This window comes from Streptomyces sp. NPDC047042 (assembly GCF_040644035.1).
GTDB lineage: Bacteria > Actinomycetota > Actinomycetes > Streptomycetales > Streptomycetaceae > Streptomyces.
Genome location: NZ_JBEYVP010000010.1, coordinates 224,481 through 241,219, shown reverse-complemented (window position 1 = coordinate 241,219; position 16,739 = coordinate 224,481). Strand labels below are relative to the sequence as shown.

At 70.2% G+C, this 16,739-nt stretch carries 20 protein-coding genes; 11 read left to right on the top strand and 9 right to left on the bottom strand.

Going from position 1 to position 16,739, the window contains the following annotated elements; all coding sequences use genetic code 11:
* The first annotated feature begins 70 nt into the window (after window positions 1-70).
* The 6 genes from ABZ855_RS14220 (at window position 71) to ABZ855_RS14195 (ending at window position 4,052) form a co-directional block, all read left to right on the top strand.
* Window positions 71-1,042, top strand: coding sequence for an alpha/beta hydrolase (locus ABZ855_RS14220; RefSeq protein ID WP_360806289.1), 972 nt, complete (start codon window positions 71-73; stop codon window positions 1,040-1,042).
* A gap of 200 nt (window positions 1,043-1,242) precedes the next feature.
* The gene (locus ABZ855_RS14215; protein ID WP_360806286.1) at window positions 1,243-1,632 is read left to right on the top strand and encodes a sortase-dependent protein; all 390 of its coding nucleotides are present in this window, start codon (window positions 1,243-1,245) and stop codon (window positions 1,630-1,632) included.
* Window positions 1,629-2,318, top strand: a complete 690-nt coding sequence (locus ABZ855_RS14210; RefSeq protein ID WP_360806140.1) for a class F sortase — start codon at window positions 1,629-1,631, stop codon at window positions 2,316-2,318. The genes ABZ855_RS14215 and ABZ855_RS14210 overlap by 4 nt, the downstream gene beginning before the upstream one ends.
* Window positions 2,319-2,446: 128 nt before the next feature.
* On the top strand, window positions 2,447-2,938 hold the full coding sequence (locus ABZ855_RS14205; protein ID WP_319208994.1) for an RNA polymerase sigma factor: 492 nt from the start codon (window positions 2,447-2,449) through the stop codon (window positions 2,936-2,938).
* Window positions 2,922-3,530 carry a hypothetical protein gene (locus ABZ855_RS14200; protein WP_360806136.1) on the top strand — a complete coding sequence of 203 codons (609 nt, stop codon included), beginning with the start codon at window positions 2,922-2,924 and terminating at the stop codon, window positions 3,528-3,530. Before ABZ855_RS14205 ends, ABZ855_RS14200 begins: the two co-directional genes overlap by 17 nt.
* 141 nt (window positions 3,531-3,671) lie before the next feature.
* Window positions 3,672-4,052 (top strand): MerR family transcriptional regulator, encoded by a 381-nt coding sequence (locus ABZ855_RS14195; protein ID WP_360806133.1) that lies wholly within the window; start codon window positions 3,672-3,674, stop codon window positions 4,050-4,052.
* A 56-nt stretch (window positions 4,053-4,108) separates the two neighbouring features.
* Here ABZ855_RS14195 and ABZ855_RS14190 read toward each other — a convergent pair whose 3' ends face one another.
* On the bottom strand, window positions 4,109-4,519 hold the full coding sequence (locus ABZ855_RS14190; RefSeq protein WP_360806130.1) for an ATP-binding protein: 411 nt from the start codon (window positions 4,517-4,519) through the stop codon (window positions 4,109-4,111).
* Between the two features lie 153 nt (window positions 4,520-4,672).
* Here ABZ855_RS14190 and ABZ855_RS14185 point away from each other — a divergent pair, with 153 nt between their 5' ends.
* Both ABZ855_RS14185 and ABZ855_RS14180 read left to right on the top strand, forming a co-directional pair.
* On the top strand, window positions 4,673-5,554 hold the full coding sequence (locus tag ABZ855_RS14185) for a helix-turn-helix transcriptional regulator (protein WP_360806127.1): 882 nt from the start codon (window positions 4,673-4,675) through the stop codon (window positions 5,552-5,554).
* Window positions 5,551-5,727, top strand: a complete 177-nt coding sequence (locus ABZ855_RS14180) for a DUF397 domain-containing protein (protein ID WP_360806124.1) — start codon at window positions 5,551-5,553, stop codon at window positions 5,725-5,727. Before ABZ855_RS14185 ends, ABZ855_RS14180 begins: the two co-directional genes overlap by 4 nt.
* A 33-nt stretch (window positions 5,728-5,760) precedes the next feature.
* Here ABZ855_RS14180 and ABZ855_RS14175 read toward each other — a convergent pair whose 3' ends face one another.
* From ABZ855_RS14175 to ABZ855_RS14155, 5 genes are read right to left on the bottom strand one after another with little or no spacing between them, the layout of a single operon-like run.
* Window positions 5,761-6,420 (bottom strand): hypothetical protein, encoded by a 660-nt coding sequence (locus tag ABZ855_RS14175; protein ID WP_360806121.1) that lies wholly within the window; start codon window positions 6,418-6,420, stop codon window positions 5,761-5,763.
* Entirely contained in the window at window positions 6,417-7,094 is a 678-nt protein-coding gene (locus ABZ855_RS14170; RefSeq protein ID WP_360806118.1) for a hypothetical protein, read from the bottom strand. The genes ABZ855_RS14175 and ABZ855_RS14170 overlap by 4 nt, the downstream gene beginning before the upstream one ends.
* On the bottom strand, window positions 7,087-7,662 hold the full coding sequence (locus tag ABZ855_RS14165) for a hypothetical protein (RefSeq protein WP_360806115.1): 576 nt from the start codon (window positions 7,660-7,662) through the stop codon (window positions 7,087-7,089). The genes ABZ855_RS14170 and ABZ855_RS14165 overlap by 8 nt, the downstream gene beginning before the upstream one ends.
* On the bottom strand, window positions 7,656-8,939 hold the full coding sequence (locus ABZ855_RS14160; protein WP_360806112.1) for a hypothetical protein: 1,284 nt from the start codon (window positions 8,937-8,939) through the stop codon (window positions 7,656-7,658). The genes ABZ855_RS14165 and ABZ855_RS14160 overlap by 7 nt, the downstream gene beginning before the upstream one ends.
* Window positions 8,940-8,986: 47 nt before the next feature.
* Complete coding sequence (locus tag ABZ855_RS14155) at window positions 8,987-9,280, bottom strand: hypothetical protein (protein ID WP_360806109.1); 294 nt, start codon at window positions 9,278-9,280, stop codon at window positions 8,987-8,989.
* Between the two features lie 163 nt (window positions 9,281-9,443).
* Between ABZ855_RS14155 and ABZ855_RS14150 the strand changes: the two genes are divergently transcribed.
* Window positions 9,444-9,617 carry a DUF397 domain-containing protein gene (locus ABZ855_RS14150; protein WP_360806106.1) on the top strand — a complete coding sequence of 58 codons (174 nt, stop codon included), beginning with the start codon at window positions 9,444-9,446 and terminating at the stop codon, window positions 9,615-9,617.
* On the opposite strand, the gene ABZ855_RS14145 is transcribed toward ABZ855_RS14150, so the two are convergent.
* Window positions 9,601-10,290, bottom strand: coding sequence for a TetR family transcriptional regulator (locus ABZ855_RS14145; RefSeq protein WP_360806103.1), 690 nt, complete (start codon window positions 10,288-10,290; stop codon window positions 9,601-9,603). The two genes, ABZ855_RS14150 and ABZ855_RS14145, sit on opposite strands and share 17 nt — an antisense overlap.
* Window positions 10,291-10,440: 150 nt before the next feature.
* On the opposite strand from ABZ855_RS14145, the gene ABZ855_RS14140 reads away from it, so the two are divergent.
* Together ABZ855_RS14140 and ABZ855_RS14135 are read left to right on the top strand one after the other, a co-directional pair.
* Window positions 10,441-11,589 carry an NAD(P)/FAD-dependent oxidoreductase gene (locus ABZ855_RS14140; RefSeq protein WP_360806100.1) on the top strand — a complete coding sequence of 383 codons (1,149 nt, stop codon included), beginning with the start codon at window positions 10,441-10,443 and terminating at the stop codon, window positions 11,587-11,589.
* Between the two features lie 99 nt (window positions 11,590-11,688).
* A complete protein-coding gene (locus ABZ855_RS14135; protein WP_360806097.1) occupies window positions 11,689-14,895 on the top strand; it encodes a BTAD domain-containing putative transcriptional regulator in 3,207 nt (1,068 codons plus the stop codon).
* On the opposite strand, the gene ABZ855_RS14130 is transcribed toward ABZ855_RS14135, so the two are convergent.
* Together ABZ855_RS14130 and ABZ855_RS14125 are read right to left on the bottom strand one after the other, a co-directional pair.
* Complete coding sequence (locus ABZ855_RS14130) at window positions 14,876-15,667, bottom strand: ABC transporter permease (protein ID WP_360806094.1); 792 nt, start codon at window positions 15,665-15,667, stop codon at window positions 14,876-14,878. The genes ABZ855_RS14135 and ABZ855_RS14130 overlap by 20 nt on opposite strands.
* Entirely contained in the window at window positions 15,664-16,641 is a 978-nt protein-coding gene (locus tag ABZ855_RS14125) for an ATP-binding cassette domain-containing protein (protein ID WP_360806091.1), read from the bottom strand. The genes ABZ855_RS14130 and ABZ855_RS14125 overlap by 4 nt, the downstream gene beginning before the upstream one ends.
* Window positions 16,642-16,739 lie beyond the last annotated feature (98 nt).

Below are 16,739 nucleotides of genomic sequence, written 5' to 3'. Positions count from 1 at the left end.
GGGGGATCAGCACCGCACAGTGGTCGAGCACCGCACCGTGGTTGAGCACCGCACAGCGGTCGAGCACCGCATGGTGGACGTGAACGGCATCCGGCTGCACATCGCGGAGGCGGGCGAGGGGCCGCTCGTCGTGCTGCTGCACGGGTTCCCGGAGTCGTGGCACTCCTGGCGCCACCAGTTCGGGCCGCTGGCCACCGCCGGATTCCGGGTCGTCGCCCCCGACCAGCGCGGATACGGCCGCAGCGACCGCCCCGAGGACGTGGCCTCGTACAGCATCCTGCATCTGGTCGGAGACGTGGTCGGGCTGATCCGGGCGCTCGGTGAGGAGACCGCGTACGTCGTCGGTCACGACTGGGGCGCGCCGGTGGCCTGGCACACCGCGCTGCTGCGCCCGGACGTCGTACGCGGGGTGGCGGGCCTGAGCGTGCCGCCGCCGTTCCGGGGCGATCGCCGCCCGCTGGGCGTGATGGAGGCGATCTACGGCGGCCGTTTCTACTGGAACTACTTCAACCTCCCCGGCGTCGCCGACGCCGAGCTGGCCCGCGACCCGCGCACCACCCTCCGCAAGGCCCTCTACGCCGTCTCCGGCGACGGCCCCGACGCGGGCACCGGCAAGCAGCCGCTGGTCGAACCGGGGCAGGGGTGGCTGGACACGATGCCCGTCCCGGACCAACTCCCGTCCTGGCTCACGGAGTCGGACCTGGACTCGCTCGTCGAGAGCTTCGGGGGCAGCTTCACCGGCGCCCTCAACTGGTACCGCAACATCGACCGCAACTGGGAACTGACGGCGGCCTGGCACGGGGCGGTGGTCAGCCCGCCCGCGCTGTACGTGTACGGCGACAAGGACCTCGTACCGGCGTTCCCGGGCACGCCCCAACTCATCGCACAGCTCCCGAAGTTGATGCCCAACCTGCGACGCGCCCCGGTGGTGCTGGAGGGCTGCGGCCACTGGACGCAACAGGAGCGGCCGGACGAGGTCAACGCGGCGCTGATCCCGTTCCTGGAGGAGCTGAGGGAGGAGCTGAGGGCCGCGCCGAAGTAGGAAGGGGGGTAGGGAAGAGGTAGGGAATCGGACGCCCTGACCAGCCAACTCGGCGACTTTGCCAGCTCTTTACAACCCGTTTCCGCGCCGACTCGTCTCTCCGCACGTTCCGTCACTCAGCCCGCCGGGACCGGCCCGACCAACGGGCCCGGTCTTCCTCCGGCGGACCGACGAAAGAGAGCGATTCCATGCGCCGTACCGTGCGCCGTACCGTCCTCAGCGCCGTGGCACTCGCGGCCACCGCCGTACTCGCGGGCACCGCGCCCGCGTTCGCCGACGGCACGAACCCGAGCGCGGTCCCCAGCACCGCCCCGACCGAGGCCACCCCGGAGCCGAGCGTCGCCCCGACCCAGGCCCCCGCCGACACGGTCACCCCGGTGCCCGCCGAAGACGCGCCCAAGGAAGCCCCCACCCAGATGCCGGCCCAGGTCGCCGAGGTTCCGAAGGGCGCGCCCAACACGGGTGTGACGCAGACGTCGACGGACTCCGGTAACTCGGGGGCCCTGATCGGCGGGGGCGCCGCCGCCGCGTTCGCCGTGGGTGGCGCCGTCGTGTTCGTCGTACGCCGTCGGCAGGCGACCGGGGCGTGACCGTGCTCTCCAGGCGCGCGTTCGGAACGGCGGCCATGGCGGCGACGGCCGCGCTGCTCGTGGGCTGTTCCTCGGACGGCGAGGGCGTACGGACGACAGGGACCGCGAGTCCCGGCACCACCGCACCCCGCTCGGCCTCCGGCAAGCAGCAGTCGGCCGCGGGCACGCACAGCTCCGCGAACTCCACGGACACCACGGACACCACGAACTCCGCCCGCCCGGTGGGCCGTTCGGTCCCCGTGCGGCTGCGGATCCCCGCCATCGGGGTCGACACCCCGGTCATGCGGCTCGGCCTGGCGTCCGACCGCACCGTGGAGGTGCCCCCGATCACCGATCACGACCAGGCCGGCTGGTACGAGCACTCGCCGACGCCGGGACAGACCGGGCCGTCGGTGATCCTCGGCCATGTCTCGGTCGGCGAGTACGGGGACGGTGTCTTCCACGAACTGCCGCGACTGCGCCGGGGCGAGAAGATCGTGGCGCGCCTGGAGAACGGCACGGAGGCGGAGTTCACGGTGACGTCCCTGCGGACGGTGGCCAAGGCCGACTTCCCGGCCGAGGACGTCTACGGGAACGTGAGCCGCCCGGAGCTGCGGCTCATCACGTGCGGCGGCCCGAAGGATGCCACCGGCTACCTCGACAACGTGATCGTGTTCGCCGCGCTGACGTCGTCGACGACTCCGTGAGCCCGTGAGCCCGTGAATTCGTGAACGTACTGGAAGACAAAGGACGACGGGCCGCCGGAACGTACGCCGCCGGCTCGTCGTCCTCCCCCACGAGTGCCACGCCCGTGGCAACAGCACCATGGAGAGCGTTGAAACGGTCCCGCGACAAAGCAGCGTCCGAGCTGTTCGCCGCCCTCTACCCGCGGCTGGCCGGCTGGTGCCGCCGGCTCGTCGACGACGACGAGACGGCCCACGAGATCGCCTCGGAGGCGTTCACCCGCCTGTGGGCGCGCTGGACGTCCGTCGACGAGCCGCGCGGCTTCCTCTATGTGACCGCGGCGAACATCGTGCGGGACCACTGGCGCAAAATGGAACGCGAACGCAAGGCCATGCGGCACGTGACGTCGGAGGCGGCCCTGCGCCCCCACACGGAGGCGTCGGACCCTTCCATCCGCCTGCTCGTCCAGTCACTGCCGGAACGACTGCGCGTGCCGATCCTCCTGCACTACTACGCTGACATGCCGATCCGGGACGTGTCCGCGCTGACCGGTCGTAAGGAAGGAACCGTCAAGGCCGACCTCCACGCGGCCCGTGAACTGCTCCGCGCCCACCTGAGGAAAAGCCTTGACCACACGCTTTGACGAAGACGACGACCCGGATTTCGGCCCCCCCGGCCCCGAGCACGACCCGGACGACCCCCTCCTCGTCCTCCTCTCCCCCACCTCCACGCCCTCCTACCTGGGCGCGCCCCCGGGCCGCTTCGAGGAGATCCGCCGCACCGCGACCCGCCGCCGCCGGACCCGCACGGCGGCCGCAGTGGGCATGGTCTGCGCGGTCGCCGCGCTGATCGCCCTCCCCCTGAACCTGCTGACGACGTCCGACTCCTCCCGTTCCCCGACGGTCCCACAGGCCCCACCGGTCTCGACGAGCCCGCCGACACAGTCCCCCGACGGCACAGCTACGCCCAAGCCATCACCCGCACCTGCCACACCGATCCCGTCGACCCCGGCCACCACGGGCTCCGGCGACCCCGACGGGGCACCCACCGAAGAACCGCCCGTCGACCCGCCCGCCGCCCCGAGCCAGGCCCCCGCCGAAGGCATCGACACTCCGCCGGACACGTCCCCCGTACCCACACCGGCGGCTTCGACAGCCGCTACTCCGGAAGCAACCGTGCCGACGGCGAGGACGGCCGGGGAGTCGGTGGTGTCCGACGGCACCGTGGCGCCGTAGCCGTAGCCGTAGCCGTAGACCCAGGCCGCAGTTGGCTCCGGCGACAAGGGCGACTGATTTGTTGACGTCCATGCCCGTACGCTGAAAGCTGACGTGGACGTCAGAGGCAAGTGCTGTCCGTCAGAGAGCCGGAGGTATCCGATGACCGTTACGGAGACGGCGCGGTCCGAGCCACTGATCCGCATCGGCGAGGTGGCGCGCGGCGCCGGCGTCTCGGTACGCGCCGTGCGCTACTACGAGCAGCAGGGGCTGCTCGTTGCGGAGCGCAGCCCGTCCGGCCAACGCCTCTACCGGCAGGACGCCGTCACCCTGGTCCGCTTCTTCCAGGAGATGTACGCCGCCGGCCTGACCAGCCAGAGAATCGCGGAACTCCTCCCGTGCTGGACCGCCGGCCACACGGACGCCGACCAACGAGCCATGCTGCGCGCCGAGCGCGACCGCATCCAGGCCAAGGCCGACGACCTTCAGGCCACCCTGGACCGCCTGGACAAGGTCATCGCCCTGACGGACACACACCCGTAGGCACGGCGGAGGCCATCTGCGTCACTTCTCGACGCCGACGAGCGGACCCACCTCCCTCACCCCACCAACAATCCCCACTCAGCCCAGACCGTCTTCCCCACACCCTCCCGAGGCTCCACACCCCACCGCCCGGCCAACGCCCCGACCAGCAGCAGCCCCCGCCCGAACTGATCCTCGCCGCTCACCTCACGCGGCCACGGCACGCGCTCGGCACGCGGATCACTGACTTCGACGCGCAGGGCGGCGCCGGTGACGGCAAGCCGTACGCGGATGAGCCGCCCCCGGATGCTCCCGTGCAGCAGGGCGTTGGTCATCAACTCACTGACGACGAGGGCGACATCCCCGGCGACGTCGGAATGCCCCCACTCGACGACGAGCCGGGCGGTACGGGTACGGGCGAGGGGGACGCTGCGGGGGACGGGGGTGTAGTCGAGGCGGTCTTCGTGGAGGAGGGGGTCGTTGGGCATGGGGGGCACCTCCGAGTGCGGCTTGCCGAACGGCGCCGCTGAGTGAGCGGTTGGGTGCCGAACGTAGCGAGACAGTTAACTCAAGCACAAGTAGCTTGGAGACAATTGGCTCCATCGTGTGACGGTAAGCCACGGAGGGGCGAGACTGATCCCGTGAACCGTTCCGCATCAACAGGTAACCGAGCGTCAACTGTCCTGGGCCGCCGCCTCGGTGGAGAGTTGCTGCGCCTCCGCGACGCCGCCGGGAAAACCCAGCAGCAAGCCGCTTCCGTGCTCGACGCGACCAACTCGAAGATCGTGAAGATGGAGCAGGGTTGGGTGCCGATGCGCGACGTCGACATCCGAGCATTGTGCGAGTGCTACGGCCTGGACGACCCGAAGACCCTCAGCCGGCTCCTCGCCCTCGCCAGGCTCGACCGCGAGCGCCGCAAGACCAAAGGCTGGTGGCAACACGCCCCGCAGGCCAGGGGCATCGCCGAGTACATCGCAATGGAGGACGCCGCCTCCGAGATTCGAGCATGGCAACAGTCCCTGATTCCCGGGCTGCTGCAAACTCCCGAGTACACCAGGGGGTTGGTCGTGAGCGAGGGACTGTGGCAGGACCCCGACGAGATCGAGGGCGTCGTCGATGTGCGCCGGAAGCGGCAAGCCCGGCTGTCAGGAAGCGCTCCGCTTCAGTTCTACGCAGTCATCGGAGAGGGCGTACTGCACCAACAGGTCGGCGGACCGGATGTCATGCGCGCTCAACTCCGGCACCTCATCGAGGTCGCCGAACTCCCCAACGTACGTGTGCAGGTACTGCCCTTCCGTGCCGGTGGCCACGCGTGCATCGGCGGATCCTTCAACATCGTCTCGTTCGCGGAAGCCGAGGCGGTGGACGTGGTCCACGTCGACAGCATCGCGGCTACCGTGTGGGTCGAGAACGAGGCCGACAGTACGACGTACAGCTCGTTCTTCGATCGCACGGCAAGGCTGAGCCTGGCCCCGAAGGACTCGCTCAGGCTGATCGAGAGCATCTGCGAGGACATGCGTTGACAGACCACCTCAGATTCGTGAAGTCCACCTACAGCACCGCCAGCGGAGAATGCGTCGAAGTCGCCCGCAACCACATAGGCACCGTCGCTGTCCGCGACTCCAAAACACCCCCCGACGCCCCCGTACTCCACCTCTCCCCCACCGCCTGGCAGGAGTTCACCAGCGCCCAGTGAGCCAGGGCGGGCCGACCGGGGACGCGGGTGTTGCTACTGCGCCGTATCCGGCGACTCCTCGTCGTCCGGTTCAAGGTTCCAGACCGCCACGCTCACCTTGTGCGCCAGCTCTTCGATGTCCCGGGCGGCCCGGATGACCCGTGCCGTGTCCTCGGTGGCGGTCCACAGCACCACGTCGGCGCCGACTTCCTCGTCGCGCCAGGCGTAGCGGAGTGCCGCGATCACTTCGGGGGTGTAGTCCTGTCGGAGATGGCGGAATGTCCGCAGCCCCTCACCGAGATGTTCCGTGCGGAAGGACTCGACGACCGGGGGCTCGACAGCCTCCGGGTCCTCGGCTCCGACGAGGAAGCGCAGCGTCTCCACACGGTCGCCCTGCGCGGGCTTGACCATGGCGAGGACCGGGAGGGGCATACTCGTCGGCTCCCACATACGCAGCAGCACCCGCGTGTCGAAGGGCTCCGGCGCGAAGGCGTCCGCGAGACGCCGCAACACCCCGGCGAGGAACGGGATACCCGACTCGCCCGGATCCTGTCCGTACGACCGCCAGAACAGTTCGGCGCAGGAACGCGTCCAGGCGTCGATGTCCTGCCATTCCTCGGTGTCCCATCGCGGAGGAAGCTCCAGCCATCGGCTCGGGTCGTAGTCGATGTCGAGGCTGAACTCGTGCTCCAGCTCGACCAGGGGCTCCGTCATGTCCAGCTCCACCGGAAGGTCGTCATCAGGGCGTCGAACCACTCGACCATCGCATCGGCCAGGTCGTCCCGGGGGTCCCCGGCGCCGATCGTGGAGAAAGCGGCCACCAGCCACTGGCCGGGGTCACCGGGTACCGCCACGAGGTACTCCACCCGTCGGCTGGCAAGCTCCGCACCGCGCTCCGGGCTTGCAGACACGACACGCTCGCGGCGAACCGCAAGGGCTCCGTCGACCTCGCCACTGCTCAGGTCCATCTCCGAGTCACTCGCCGTATCGTCGGCGGAGAGCAGTTGCACAGCGATATCCGCAGGGTCGGACACTCCACTCGATGCACCGTCAGCCCCCGAGCGCGCCGGAAGACGCGCGTTGGAGACCGTGAACGATGCCCCGAGATTCACCTCCCACGCCGGCTTCACCGGCAGATACATCTCCAGTGCCTCGGCCCTGCGAGCCTCGGCGACCGCTGCCCGCAGTCTCCGCTCCAACTCCAGCCGCAGAGGCGTCAGTTTGTCGCGCGGCACGTCTCCCGGCACGCTCGCAAAGGCAGAAGCGACGACGGAACGTACAGCATCCTCCGCGTCTCCCTGCCTCAGTGGGATCTGCACCCAGTCCTCGGGCAGGAGAAACCCGTAGCCAGTAGGCGGCGAGGCCGGTTCGGTCATGGAATCAGTCATGACCGCGGGTCCGCCTGTTCGTGTACCAAATGCCCGCATGCACCGCGGCGCTGATCCCGACCCCGGGCCACAGCTGCCAGTATCCGCCGAGCGAGGCTCCCAGGAACGCCATGAGGAAGTAGAGACCGCTGATGACCCGCAGGTCGAATTCCAGGGTGTCGCTCTTCCTCCTGATCGCCGGGCTCCAGAACCGGATCAGCACCAGCAGAGGGCTGAGCGCGGCGACGTCCAACACCCAGGTGGGCATGGACAGTTCCAGCCCCGATGTCGGCTGATCCGGCATCGCGACGATGAACCACAGCAGCATGACGAGGGCGATGGCGAGCAGCGCGTAGCGCACCTGGGCCGCCCGCTTGAGGAACCGCTCGTCTGTTGGGCCGGACTCATGGGTTCCGGAGTCGGCCGCATCGGTCCCGGGATGGTCTTCCGGTCCACCGGGAGCCCGCACGGCCCCGTAAAGGTCTTGATCCGCTGCGGCCCGTACGCGCTCCTGGGCCTGGCGCGCCTGCCGAGTGCGTGCGCTCTGCGTGAGGCAGCTGGCCCGCTTCTCCGGCTTGCGCCTCACCATTGTGACCCCAGCCCGGCTGCCGGCGCTGTCATGTCTCCCTTGGCACTCACATAGGTAGGGGACCATGCGTCTCCGGCCCGTCCGCCGAGATCGAGTGCCGTACTTGTCCCCCAGTAGGCCTGGGACACGCCCTTCTGACGGGCCGCGTCCGAGGCGATCTCACTCAGTCGGCGGCTGTCCGGATACCTGCCGCTCATGCGCTCGATGTCCTTCACCTGCTCCGCCATGCGTTTGTCACCCAAGGCCTTGTAGGTCTCCTTCCGCGTCGCCACCGGCATGGCCTCGTCCCGGGTCTTCACACCCGCAGCTCGCCCCTGCTGGTTGTCCGCCGTTCTGCGGAGTCGGCCCAGGCGTCCGCTGCCACCTCGCCCACCGGCGGCACGGTTCATTCTGGCCACCCGTTTCGCCTGCTGCTCCGCGAGGCCCTTCGAAATGCCGCGCCCTTCCTTCTGCAGCGCCATGACCGCCTTGGCCGCCTTGACGCCGTTCTTGGCCATCTTGAACGCCGCGATGTCGGTGACCACGTCGAACCAGGAGCCGTTGCCGGTCAGAGCCATGACGAGGTGGATGCCGAAGACGATTCCGGTGAGAATTCCGGCCAGCACGCCGAGAGCTGGGAAGAAGATCGCGGCAAAGGTGAGCAGGGTGGTGATGTTGCTCAGAACCTCGGCCAGTGTCGCCAACCAGTCAGCGTCGCCCACCCACGCCTTGAAGTCGTTCCACCAGCTGTCCTCCATGTCGTCGTCGATCGACGACCGGATCTTGCCGGCGTAGTGGTCCGCGCGCTCACCGTAGAAGGTGATGGCTGACCGCAACTTCGTGCGGGCGGTCTCGAGGTCTTCCCGGGCCCGCTTCAGGACGGGGTCCTCGTCCGGCTTGTCCTTGTCGGCGTCCGGGTCCGCGTTCTTACCGGCGCTGTCCGGCTTGTGCTGGTCGATGATCCGCTGGGCGGCCTTGGCGTCGTCGAGGGCATGGCCCGCCCTCTTCTGGGCGTCCTCCATGTCGTCCGCCCAACCGCCGAGATGCCCCTTCACCTTGCGGTAGCGGTCCTCGGCCAGGTCCAGCCGCCGGCCGAGCCCGCGCGCGTTGTCACCCAGCTTGTCGGCGTACTCGCCCTTCAGACCGTCGCACTCGGCGATCGCCTGTATGGCGGCAGCCTGCGTGCGCAGCTTCTCGGCGATCCTCTTCATGTGCGTGACTTCGCGCCTGATCCCGTCCGGATCCCCCGGAACAGGGTCGGTCTCTGCGAGCGGCGCCCAGTCAGCCAACCGAGCCATGGATGTTCCCCCTGCGAAGAGCCGTCAGTCCCTCTGCGCCCAAGGCGCTACTTCCCCCTGTTGGCCTTGGCCAACTGGTCCTCGAGTCCCTTGAAGGCGTCGCTGGTTGTCTTGACCTGCTTCCCGACCTCCTCGATCTCCTCGACCAGCCGCCCCCGGTTCTGGTCCCAGTTGTCCACGAAGTCGCGCATGGCGGTCTGGACACGGCTGTCGCCGAGCAGCGACTCGATGTCCTGCTTCCAGTCCTCCAGGCCTTTGAACTCACGGCGGATCTGGGCGAGTTGCTTGGCACTCGTCGCCAGCAGGTCATAGTCGACCTGAAGATCGGATCCCTTCGGCATGGTCATTCCCGCATCTCGTTGTTCGCCCTGACGATGTGGGCACGCGAGTACGCCAGCGTTGACAATACGTGACGCCACCTACACACCATGTAATCAATGGAAACCATATCTGGCTCCCGGCCAGCTCCAGACAGTTGAGTCCATCAGCGAGGAGTGCCGACTCATGCCCGAGTTCAACTTCGTGAAGTCCAGCTACAGCAGCACCTCAGGCCAATGCGTCGAAGTCGCCCGCAACCACATAGGCACCGTCGCTGTCGGCGACTCCAAGACACCCCCCGACGCCCCCGTACTCCACCTCTCCCCCACCGCCTGGCAGGAGTTCACCACCGCCCAGTGATCCCCGTGAGGATCAGGTCGATGCCCGCCAGGAACTCCTCCCTGTCGTCGTGGTCCCTCAGCTGGTCCGCGACGGCCCGCGTGAACGCGTACTCCTCCGGGTCGAGGTTCGACCAGGACGCCGCGACCACGTCGAGGAACTCGGTGCGGGTCGCGCCCGGTTGGTGTTCGCGGGCGTTGGCCGCGTTCTGGCCGCCCACGCCGAGGATGTAGTTCAGCAGGGCCGACGCGGCGGTGAACTGGGCCGCGTGGGGCACTCCGAGCGCCTGAACCTGGCGACCGAGGTGCTCGAAGACCCGCAGCAGCGGCGACTGCGCCGGGGAGCGGGCGAGTTGCGCGCCGATCCACGGGTGGACGTCGATCGCGTCGAACACGCCGAGGGCCAGGGCGCGCACCGCCTCCTGAGGGGTCGCGTCCTCGTCGGCGGTGTCCGCGGCGGCCGTCATCGCGCCGCCGACCACCGCATCGGTGGCCGCCCCGAGCAGCTCGTCCTTGCCCGTGACGTGCCAGTAGATCGCGCCGGGCCCCGTGGCGAGATGCCGGGCCAGCGCACGGAACGTGAGCCCGCTCTCGCCGGACTCGTCGAGAAGCTCGATCGCCGCCTCGACGATGCGCTCCCGCGAGAGCGGTTCCTCGCGTCGCTCCGGACGACGCGCCCTGGTTGCAGCAGCCATGCGGCCATCCTGACACACCCCTGGAACACCGTTCCAGCTTGACAACTCTGGAACGACGTTCCAGGCTGACATCCGAGCGCACTGGAACGACGTTCCATGAATCCGTTCGTCCATTCACCTGCCATGCCATGCACCCAGGAGGGCACCCCCATGAACACCCCCACCCCCACATCCACCCCTACGGACATCACGATCATCGGCGCCGGGCTCGGCGGCCTGACCCTCGCCCGCGTCCTCCACGTCCACGGCATCCCGGCGGCGGTCTACGAGGCCGAGCCCTCCCCCACCGCCCGCGCGCAGGGCGGGATGCTCGACATCCACGAGGAGGACGGGCAGCGCGCCCTCAAGGCCGCCGGACTGTTCGACGAGTTCCGCGGCCTCGTCCTCGATGGCCGCGAAGCGACACGCGTCCTCGACCGGGACGGCACCGTCCTGTTCGAACAGGCCGACGACGGTACGGGGGGCCGCCCCGAAGTGCAGCGCGGCGAGCTGCGGCAGCTGCTGCTCGACTCGCTCCCGGCCGGCACCGTCCGCTGGGGGCACAAGGTCAGCCGTACCCGCACCCTCGGCGACGGCCGCCATGAGGTCACGTTCGCCGACGGCACGACCCTCACCACGGGCCTGCTCGTCGGCGCGGACGGCGCGTGGTCCCGCGTACGGCCGCTGCTGTCCGACGCGACGCCCGCGTACGTCGGGATGTCCTTCGTCGAGACCTATCTGTTCGACAGCGACACCCGTCACCCGGCCGCCGCGAAGACGGTCGGCGGCGGGGCGCTGTACGCGCTCTCGCCGGGCAAGGCCATCGCCGCCCACCGGGAGCGCGGCGGCACCCTGCACACGTACCTGATGCTCGCCAAGCCGCAGGAGTGGTTCGCGGACATCGACTTCACCGACTCCGCCGAGGCCAGGGCGCGCGTCGCGCTGGAGTACGCCGGCTGGGCGCCGGAACTCACCGCGCTGATCACCGACGGCGAGACCACACCGGTGCTGCGCCCCCTCAACGCCCTTCCCGTAGACCACCGTTGGGATCGCGTACCGGGCGTCACCCTCATCGGCGACGCCGCCCACCTCGCCCTTCCGAACGGCGAAGGCGCCAACCTGGCCATGTACGACGGCGCCGAACTCGCCGAGGCCATCGCCGCCCACCCCGCCGACATCGAGACCGCCCTCACCACGTACGAGCAGGCCATGTTCCCGCGCAGCACCAAAGCCGCCGCAGACGGCAACGAACTCCACGAGATGCTCTACGGCGAGGACACACCCCACGGCCTGATCAACATGTTCACAGGCCAGGCGTGACCGCAACCGCGACCGCCCACCTAGCGACAATCCGGCCGCGCGGCACGGGTTCAGCCCTCCGCAGGAGTTCCAGGGCCGCCCCCTGGCTAACCTTCACGCATGCCCACCGACCTGACCCTCCTCCCCCGCGTCGCCTATCGCGGCCAGGAGGTCACCGCTCCCCGCCTACGTGCCCTTCTCGCGCTGCTCGCCGGCGATCTGCGTACCGGATGCAGTGCCGAGCGGCTGGTGGCGGGGCTGTGGCCGGAGGAGTTGCCGGAGCGGCCGGGGAAGGCGTTGCAGGTGCTGGTGTCGCGGGCGCGGGCGCAGCTGGAGGGTGATGTCATCGCCAGCACGCCTACCGGGTACCGGCTCGCCCTCGCCGAGGAACAGGTCGACAGTTCGGCTCTGTTGGTGCACGCCGGCGTGAGCGGGGAGCGTGCCCGGGCCGGTGATCACGCCGGTGCGCTGGCCGCCGCCGAGGCCGGGCTCGCGCTGTGGGAGGGGGTCAGCGGCGGCGGGGACGCTCCAGGTGACACCGGCGACCCCGTGGACGCGCTGCGCGCCGAGCGGGCCCCCGTACACGGCACCCTCGTCCGCGCGCGGGCGCTCGCGCTCGCCCGGCTGGGGCGGCACGCGGAGGCCGCCGGGCCGTTGGCCGTCGTCGCGGCCGGGCATCCGCGCGACGAGGAGGTGCTCGCCGAGCTGCTGCGCGCCGAGGCGGCGACAGCGGGCCCGTCCGCCGCGCTGACCCGGTACGAGGCGTACCGGAGGGGGTTGCGGGAGACGCTCGGGACGGATCCTGGCGCTCAACTCCAATCCGTACAGCAGGAGTTGCTGTCCGGGGAGGCGCCCGTGGTCCGGCACGGTGTGCCGCACGAGCCCAACCCGCTGCTCGGGCGGGAGGAAGACATCGGGGAGGTCGAGCGGCTGCTGCGCGCCTCCCGTGCCGTCACCGTCGTCGGCCCCGGCGGTCTCGGCAAGACCCGGCTCGCGCACGCCGTCAGCCGCCGCGCCGAGCAACGCGTCGTGTACTTCGTGCCGTTGGCCGGTGTCACCGCCGACGAGGACGTGGCCGCCGAGGTCGCCTCCGCGCTCGGCGCGGGCGAGAAGCGGCCCGGCGCCCTGGGCGGCCACGACCCGGTGTCCGGCATCCTCGGCGTGTTCGGCGCCGGGCCCGCCCTGCTGGTCCTGGACAACTGCGAACAGGTCGTCGCCGGTGCCGCCGCCCTCGTACGGGCGCTGGTGTCGTCCGCGAAGGACCTGCGGGTGCTCGCCACCAGCCGCTCCCCTCTCGGCCTCACGTCGGAGGCGGTGTACGCGCTGCCGGAACTCCAACTTGCCACGTCTGTTGAGCTGTTCACGCAGCGGGCGCGGGCCGCCCGGCCCGGGGTGGAGCTCCCGCCGGACGCGGTGGCCGGGCTGTGCCGCCACCTCGACGGGCTGCCGCTCGCCGTGGAACTGGCCGCCGCCCGGGTACGGGTGCTGTCGGTGCCGGAGATCGCCCGCCGCCTCGGCGACCGGTTCGCGCTGCTGCGCGGCGGGGCGCGGGACGTGCCCGAGCGGCACCGCACGCTGCACGCGGTCGTCGACTGGAGCTGGAACCTCCTGGAGGAGGAGGCGAGGGCCGCGCTGCGCACACTGTCCGTGTTCCCCGGCGGCTTCTCCGGCGAGGCGGCCGAGCAAGTCCTCGGCGAGGACGCGCTGTTCCTGCTGGAGCAGCTGGCCGACCAGTCGCTGCTCACCGTCGCAGACACGCCGGTCGGCGTACGGTTCCGCATGCTGGAGACCGTACGGGAGTTCAGCGCGGCCCGGCGTGCGGAGGCCGGCGAGGACGAGGTGGCCGTCGACCAACTCCTCCTCTGGGCGCGGGACTTCGGAGTCGCTTACCACGACTGGTACTTCGGCCCGGAGCCGCTGGCCGCCGGGGAGCGGATCAGGGCCGAGCAGGACAACCTCGTACTGGCCCTGCGGCACGCCCTGGCCCGTACGGACGGCCCAACCATCGCCGCCCTCACCGCCGTTCTGACCGCGCTGTGGTCCACCGGCTCCAACTACCTGCGCCTGGCCGCCCTCGCCGCGGACACCGGCCCACCGCTGTCGCACTATTACCCCGAGCCCGAGTACGTCGAAGTCGCCCGCGCCGCCGCCGTGTTGTGCACGGCGAGCCTGTTCATGGGCTACGGACCCGTCGCCGTACGGCAGTTGGTCACCCTGCGGCGGCTGCCGCCGGCCCCGCCGGACACGCTGGTGCGGGCCATCGCGGTGGTGCTGCGGGCGATGCCCGAGATTCAGCCCCCGGACTACGACGTACTGCGCGAGCTGTGCGACAGCGAGCAGCCGCTGCTCGCCGGTATCGCCGAGTGGGTCGCCACCTACGTCTGGGAGCACGAGCACGACATCGACCGCGCGCTCGCCTCGGCCCACCGGATCGTCACCGCGCTCGCGCCGGTCGACAACCCGTTCGTACAGGTCCTCGGCCATGCCCGGCTGAGCGAGCTGTGCCTGCAGACGGGCCAGGGCGAGACGGCGTACACGCATCTCAGGGCGGCGCTCGAGGCGCTGCCGCGGCTCGGCGACGAGCGGGACTCCATCGGGGTCCGCGGGGGTCTCGTCCTCGCCTGTCTCCAGCGGGGCGAGCCCGACGAGGCCGAGTACTGGCTGCGGCAGGCGGAGGCCGTGAACGCCTCGCAGAAGGACGACTCCGACAGTGCCGACCTCGGCGGACGCGCCGAGATCGCCCTTGCGCGCGGGCTGACGGAGGTCGGGCTCGGGCTGTGGCGCGGCGCCATGGAGGGGGTGACGGGCGCGGGCGCGATGTACGACGGCGATCCGTTCCTCGACCGGTGGGTGCTGCAGATCCAGTCGACGGCGGTGACGGCGCACGCGCACGCCGGCCGGCTCGAACTCGTCGCGGAGCCGGTCGCCCGACTGCGGCGGGGCCTGCGCACGCTGCTCTCCGGTCCGCCCAGGCCCATGGAGCTGGCGCTGCTCGGCACGGCACTGCACGCCCTGGGCATGGTGGGCCTGGCGGCAGCCGCAGGCAGCGTCGATGCCGGTGCCGTCGAACCCTCCGACGCCGCCCTGAACACGGGTGCCGTCGACGCCGTTCGGATGATCGCGTTGGCCGAGCGGCTGCGCGTGCTGCGCGACTACCAGCCGACGATGTCGGCGGACCGCGCGCGGCGGGCGGTCGAGGCCGCCGGGAACGCGGCCAGGGCGGCGTACGCCGACGCGGTGTCGGAGTACGCCGCCCTGGGGCGCGACGAGTTGCGGGAGGCGGCCCGCGCGGTCATGACCGTTTCCGTTACTTCGGGTCACGGTTGAACTGGGCCATGGACCAGCGGTAGCCGAGCAGGCTCAGGCCGACGCACCAGGCGATGGCGATCCAGCCGTTGTTGCCGATCTCGGTGCCGAGGAGCAGTCCACGCAGAGTCTCGATGGCCGGGGTGAAGGGCTGGTAGTCGGCGATGGGCTGGAACCAGCCCGGCATCGTGTCGGCCGGGATGAAGGCGCTGGAGATGAGCGGGAGCAGGATCAGCGGCATGGCCATGTTGCTGGCCGCCTCGGGGTTCGGGCTGGCCATGCCCATGCCGACCGCGATCCAGGTGAGCGCCAGGGAGAACAGTACGAGCAGTCCGAGCGCCGCCAGCCACTCCAGGGCGGTGGCGTCCGTGGACCGGAAGCCCATGGCCACGGCGACCGCGCCGACGAGGATCAGGCTGGCCATCACCTGGAGCACGCTGCCCACGACGTGCCCGATGAGCAGCGAGCCCCGGTAGATCGCCATCGTGCGGAAGCGGGCGATGAGCCCTTCGGTCATGTCCATGGATACGGAGATCGCGGCCCCGATCACGGTGGAGCCGATGGTCATCATCAGCAGGCCGGGGACGATGTAGGCGATGTAGTCGGAGCGGTCGGCGCCGCTGCCGCCGATGCCCGCGCTCATCACGTCACCGAAGATGTAGACGAAGAGCAGGAGCAGGATGATCGGCGTGAGCAGCAGGTTCAGCGTCATCGACGGGTAGCGGCGGGCGTGGAGCAGGTTGCGGCGCAGCATGGTGGACGAGTCGCGGACGGCGAGGGCGAGAGAGCTCATCGGACGTTCTCCTTGGTCTGGTTGGGCACGGTGGTGGCGCCGCCGGTGAGGGCGAAGAAGACGTCGTCGAGGTCGGGGGTGTGGACGGTGAGTTCGTCCGCCTCGACGCCTGCCGAGTCCAACCAGTCGAGGATGGAACGGAGTTCGCGCTGGCTGCCGTCGCTGGGGATCTGCAGGGCGAGTGCCTCGTCGTCGGGGGTGGCCTCGCGCAGGGCGGTCGCGGCCGACTGGTAGGCGGAGGGGTCGGTGAAGCGGAGCCGGACGTGTCCGCCGGGGACGATCCGCTTGAGCTCGTCGGCGGTGCCCTCGGCGGCGATCCTGCCGTCGTTCAACACCGCGATACGGTCGGCGAGTTCGTCGGCCTCTTCCAGGTACTGCGTGGTGAGGAAGACGGTCACGCCGTCGGCGACGAGCCCGCGGATGATGCCCCACATGTTGTGGCGGCTGCGCGGGTCGAGGCCGGTGGTGGGTTCGTCGAGGAAGATGATCCGCGGGTTGCCGACGAGGGTCATGGCGAGGTCGAGGCGGCGCTTCATGCCGCCGGAGTAGGTGGAGGCGGGCTTCTTCGCGGCGTCGGTGAGGTCGAAGCGCTCGAGGAGCTCGGCGGCCGTGCGTCGCCCCTCCGCTCGGGAGAGGTGGTGGAGGTCCGCCATGAGGAGCATGTTCTCCTCGCCGGTGATCAGACCGTCGACGGCGGAGAACTGTCCGGTGACACCGATCGAGGCCCGCACGGCCTGCGCGTCGGTGGCCAGGTCGTGACCGCCCACGCGCAGCTCGCCGGCGTCGGCGCCGATGAGGGTGGAGAGGATCTTGACGGCGGTGGTCTTCCCGGCACCGTTCGGCCCGAGGAGGGAGAACACGGTACCGGCCGGCACCGCCAGGTCGATCCCGTCGAGAACCGTCTTGTCCCCGTAGGCCTTCCGCAGCCCGTCGGCCGCGATGGCAAGTGGTGAGTGCGATGTCGTCGAGTTCATGCCACAGAGCGTGCGGCACCCCACATTCAGCGCGGTTTCACACCGGTTTCAGTGCCCTGGAACCGACGGATGCGGGCGCCCCGCAGGGGCAGCCCGTA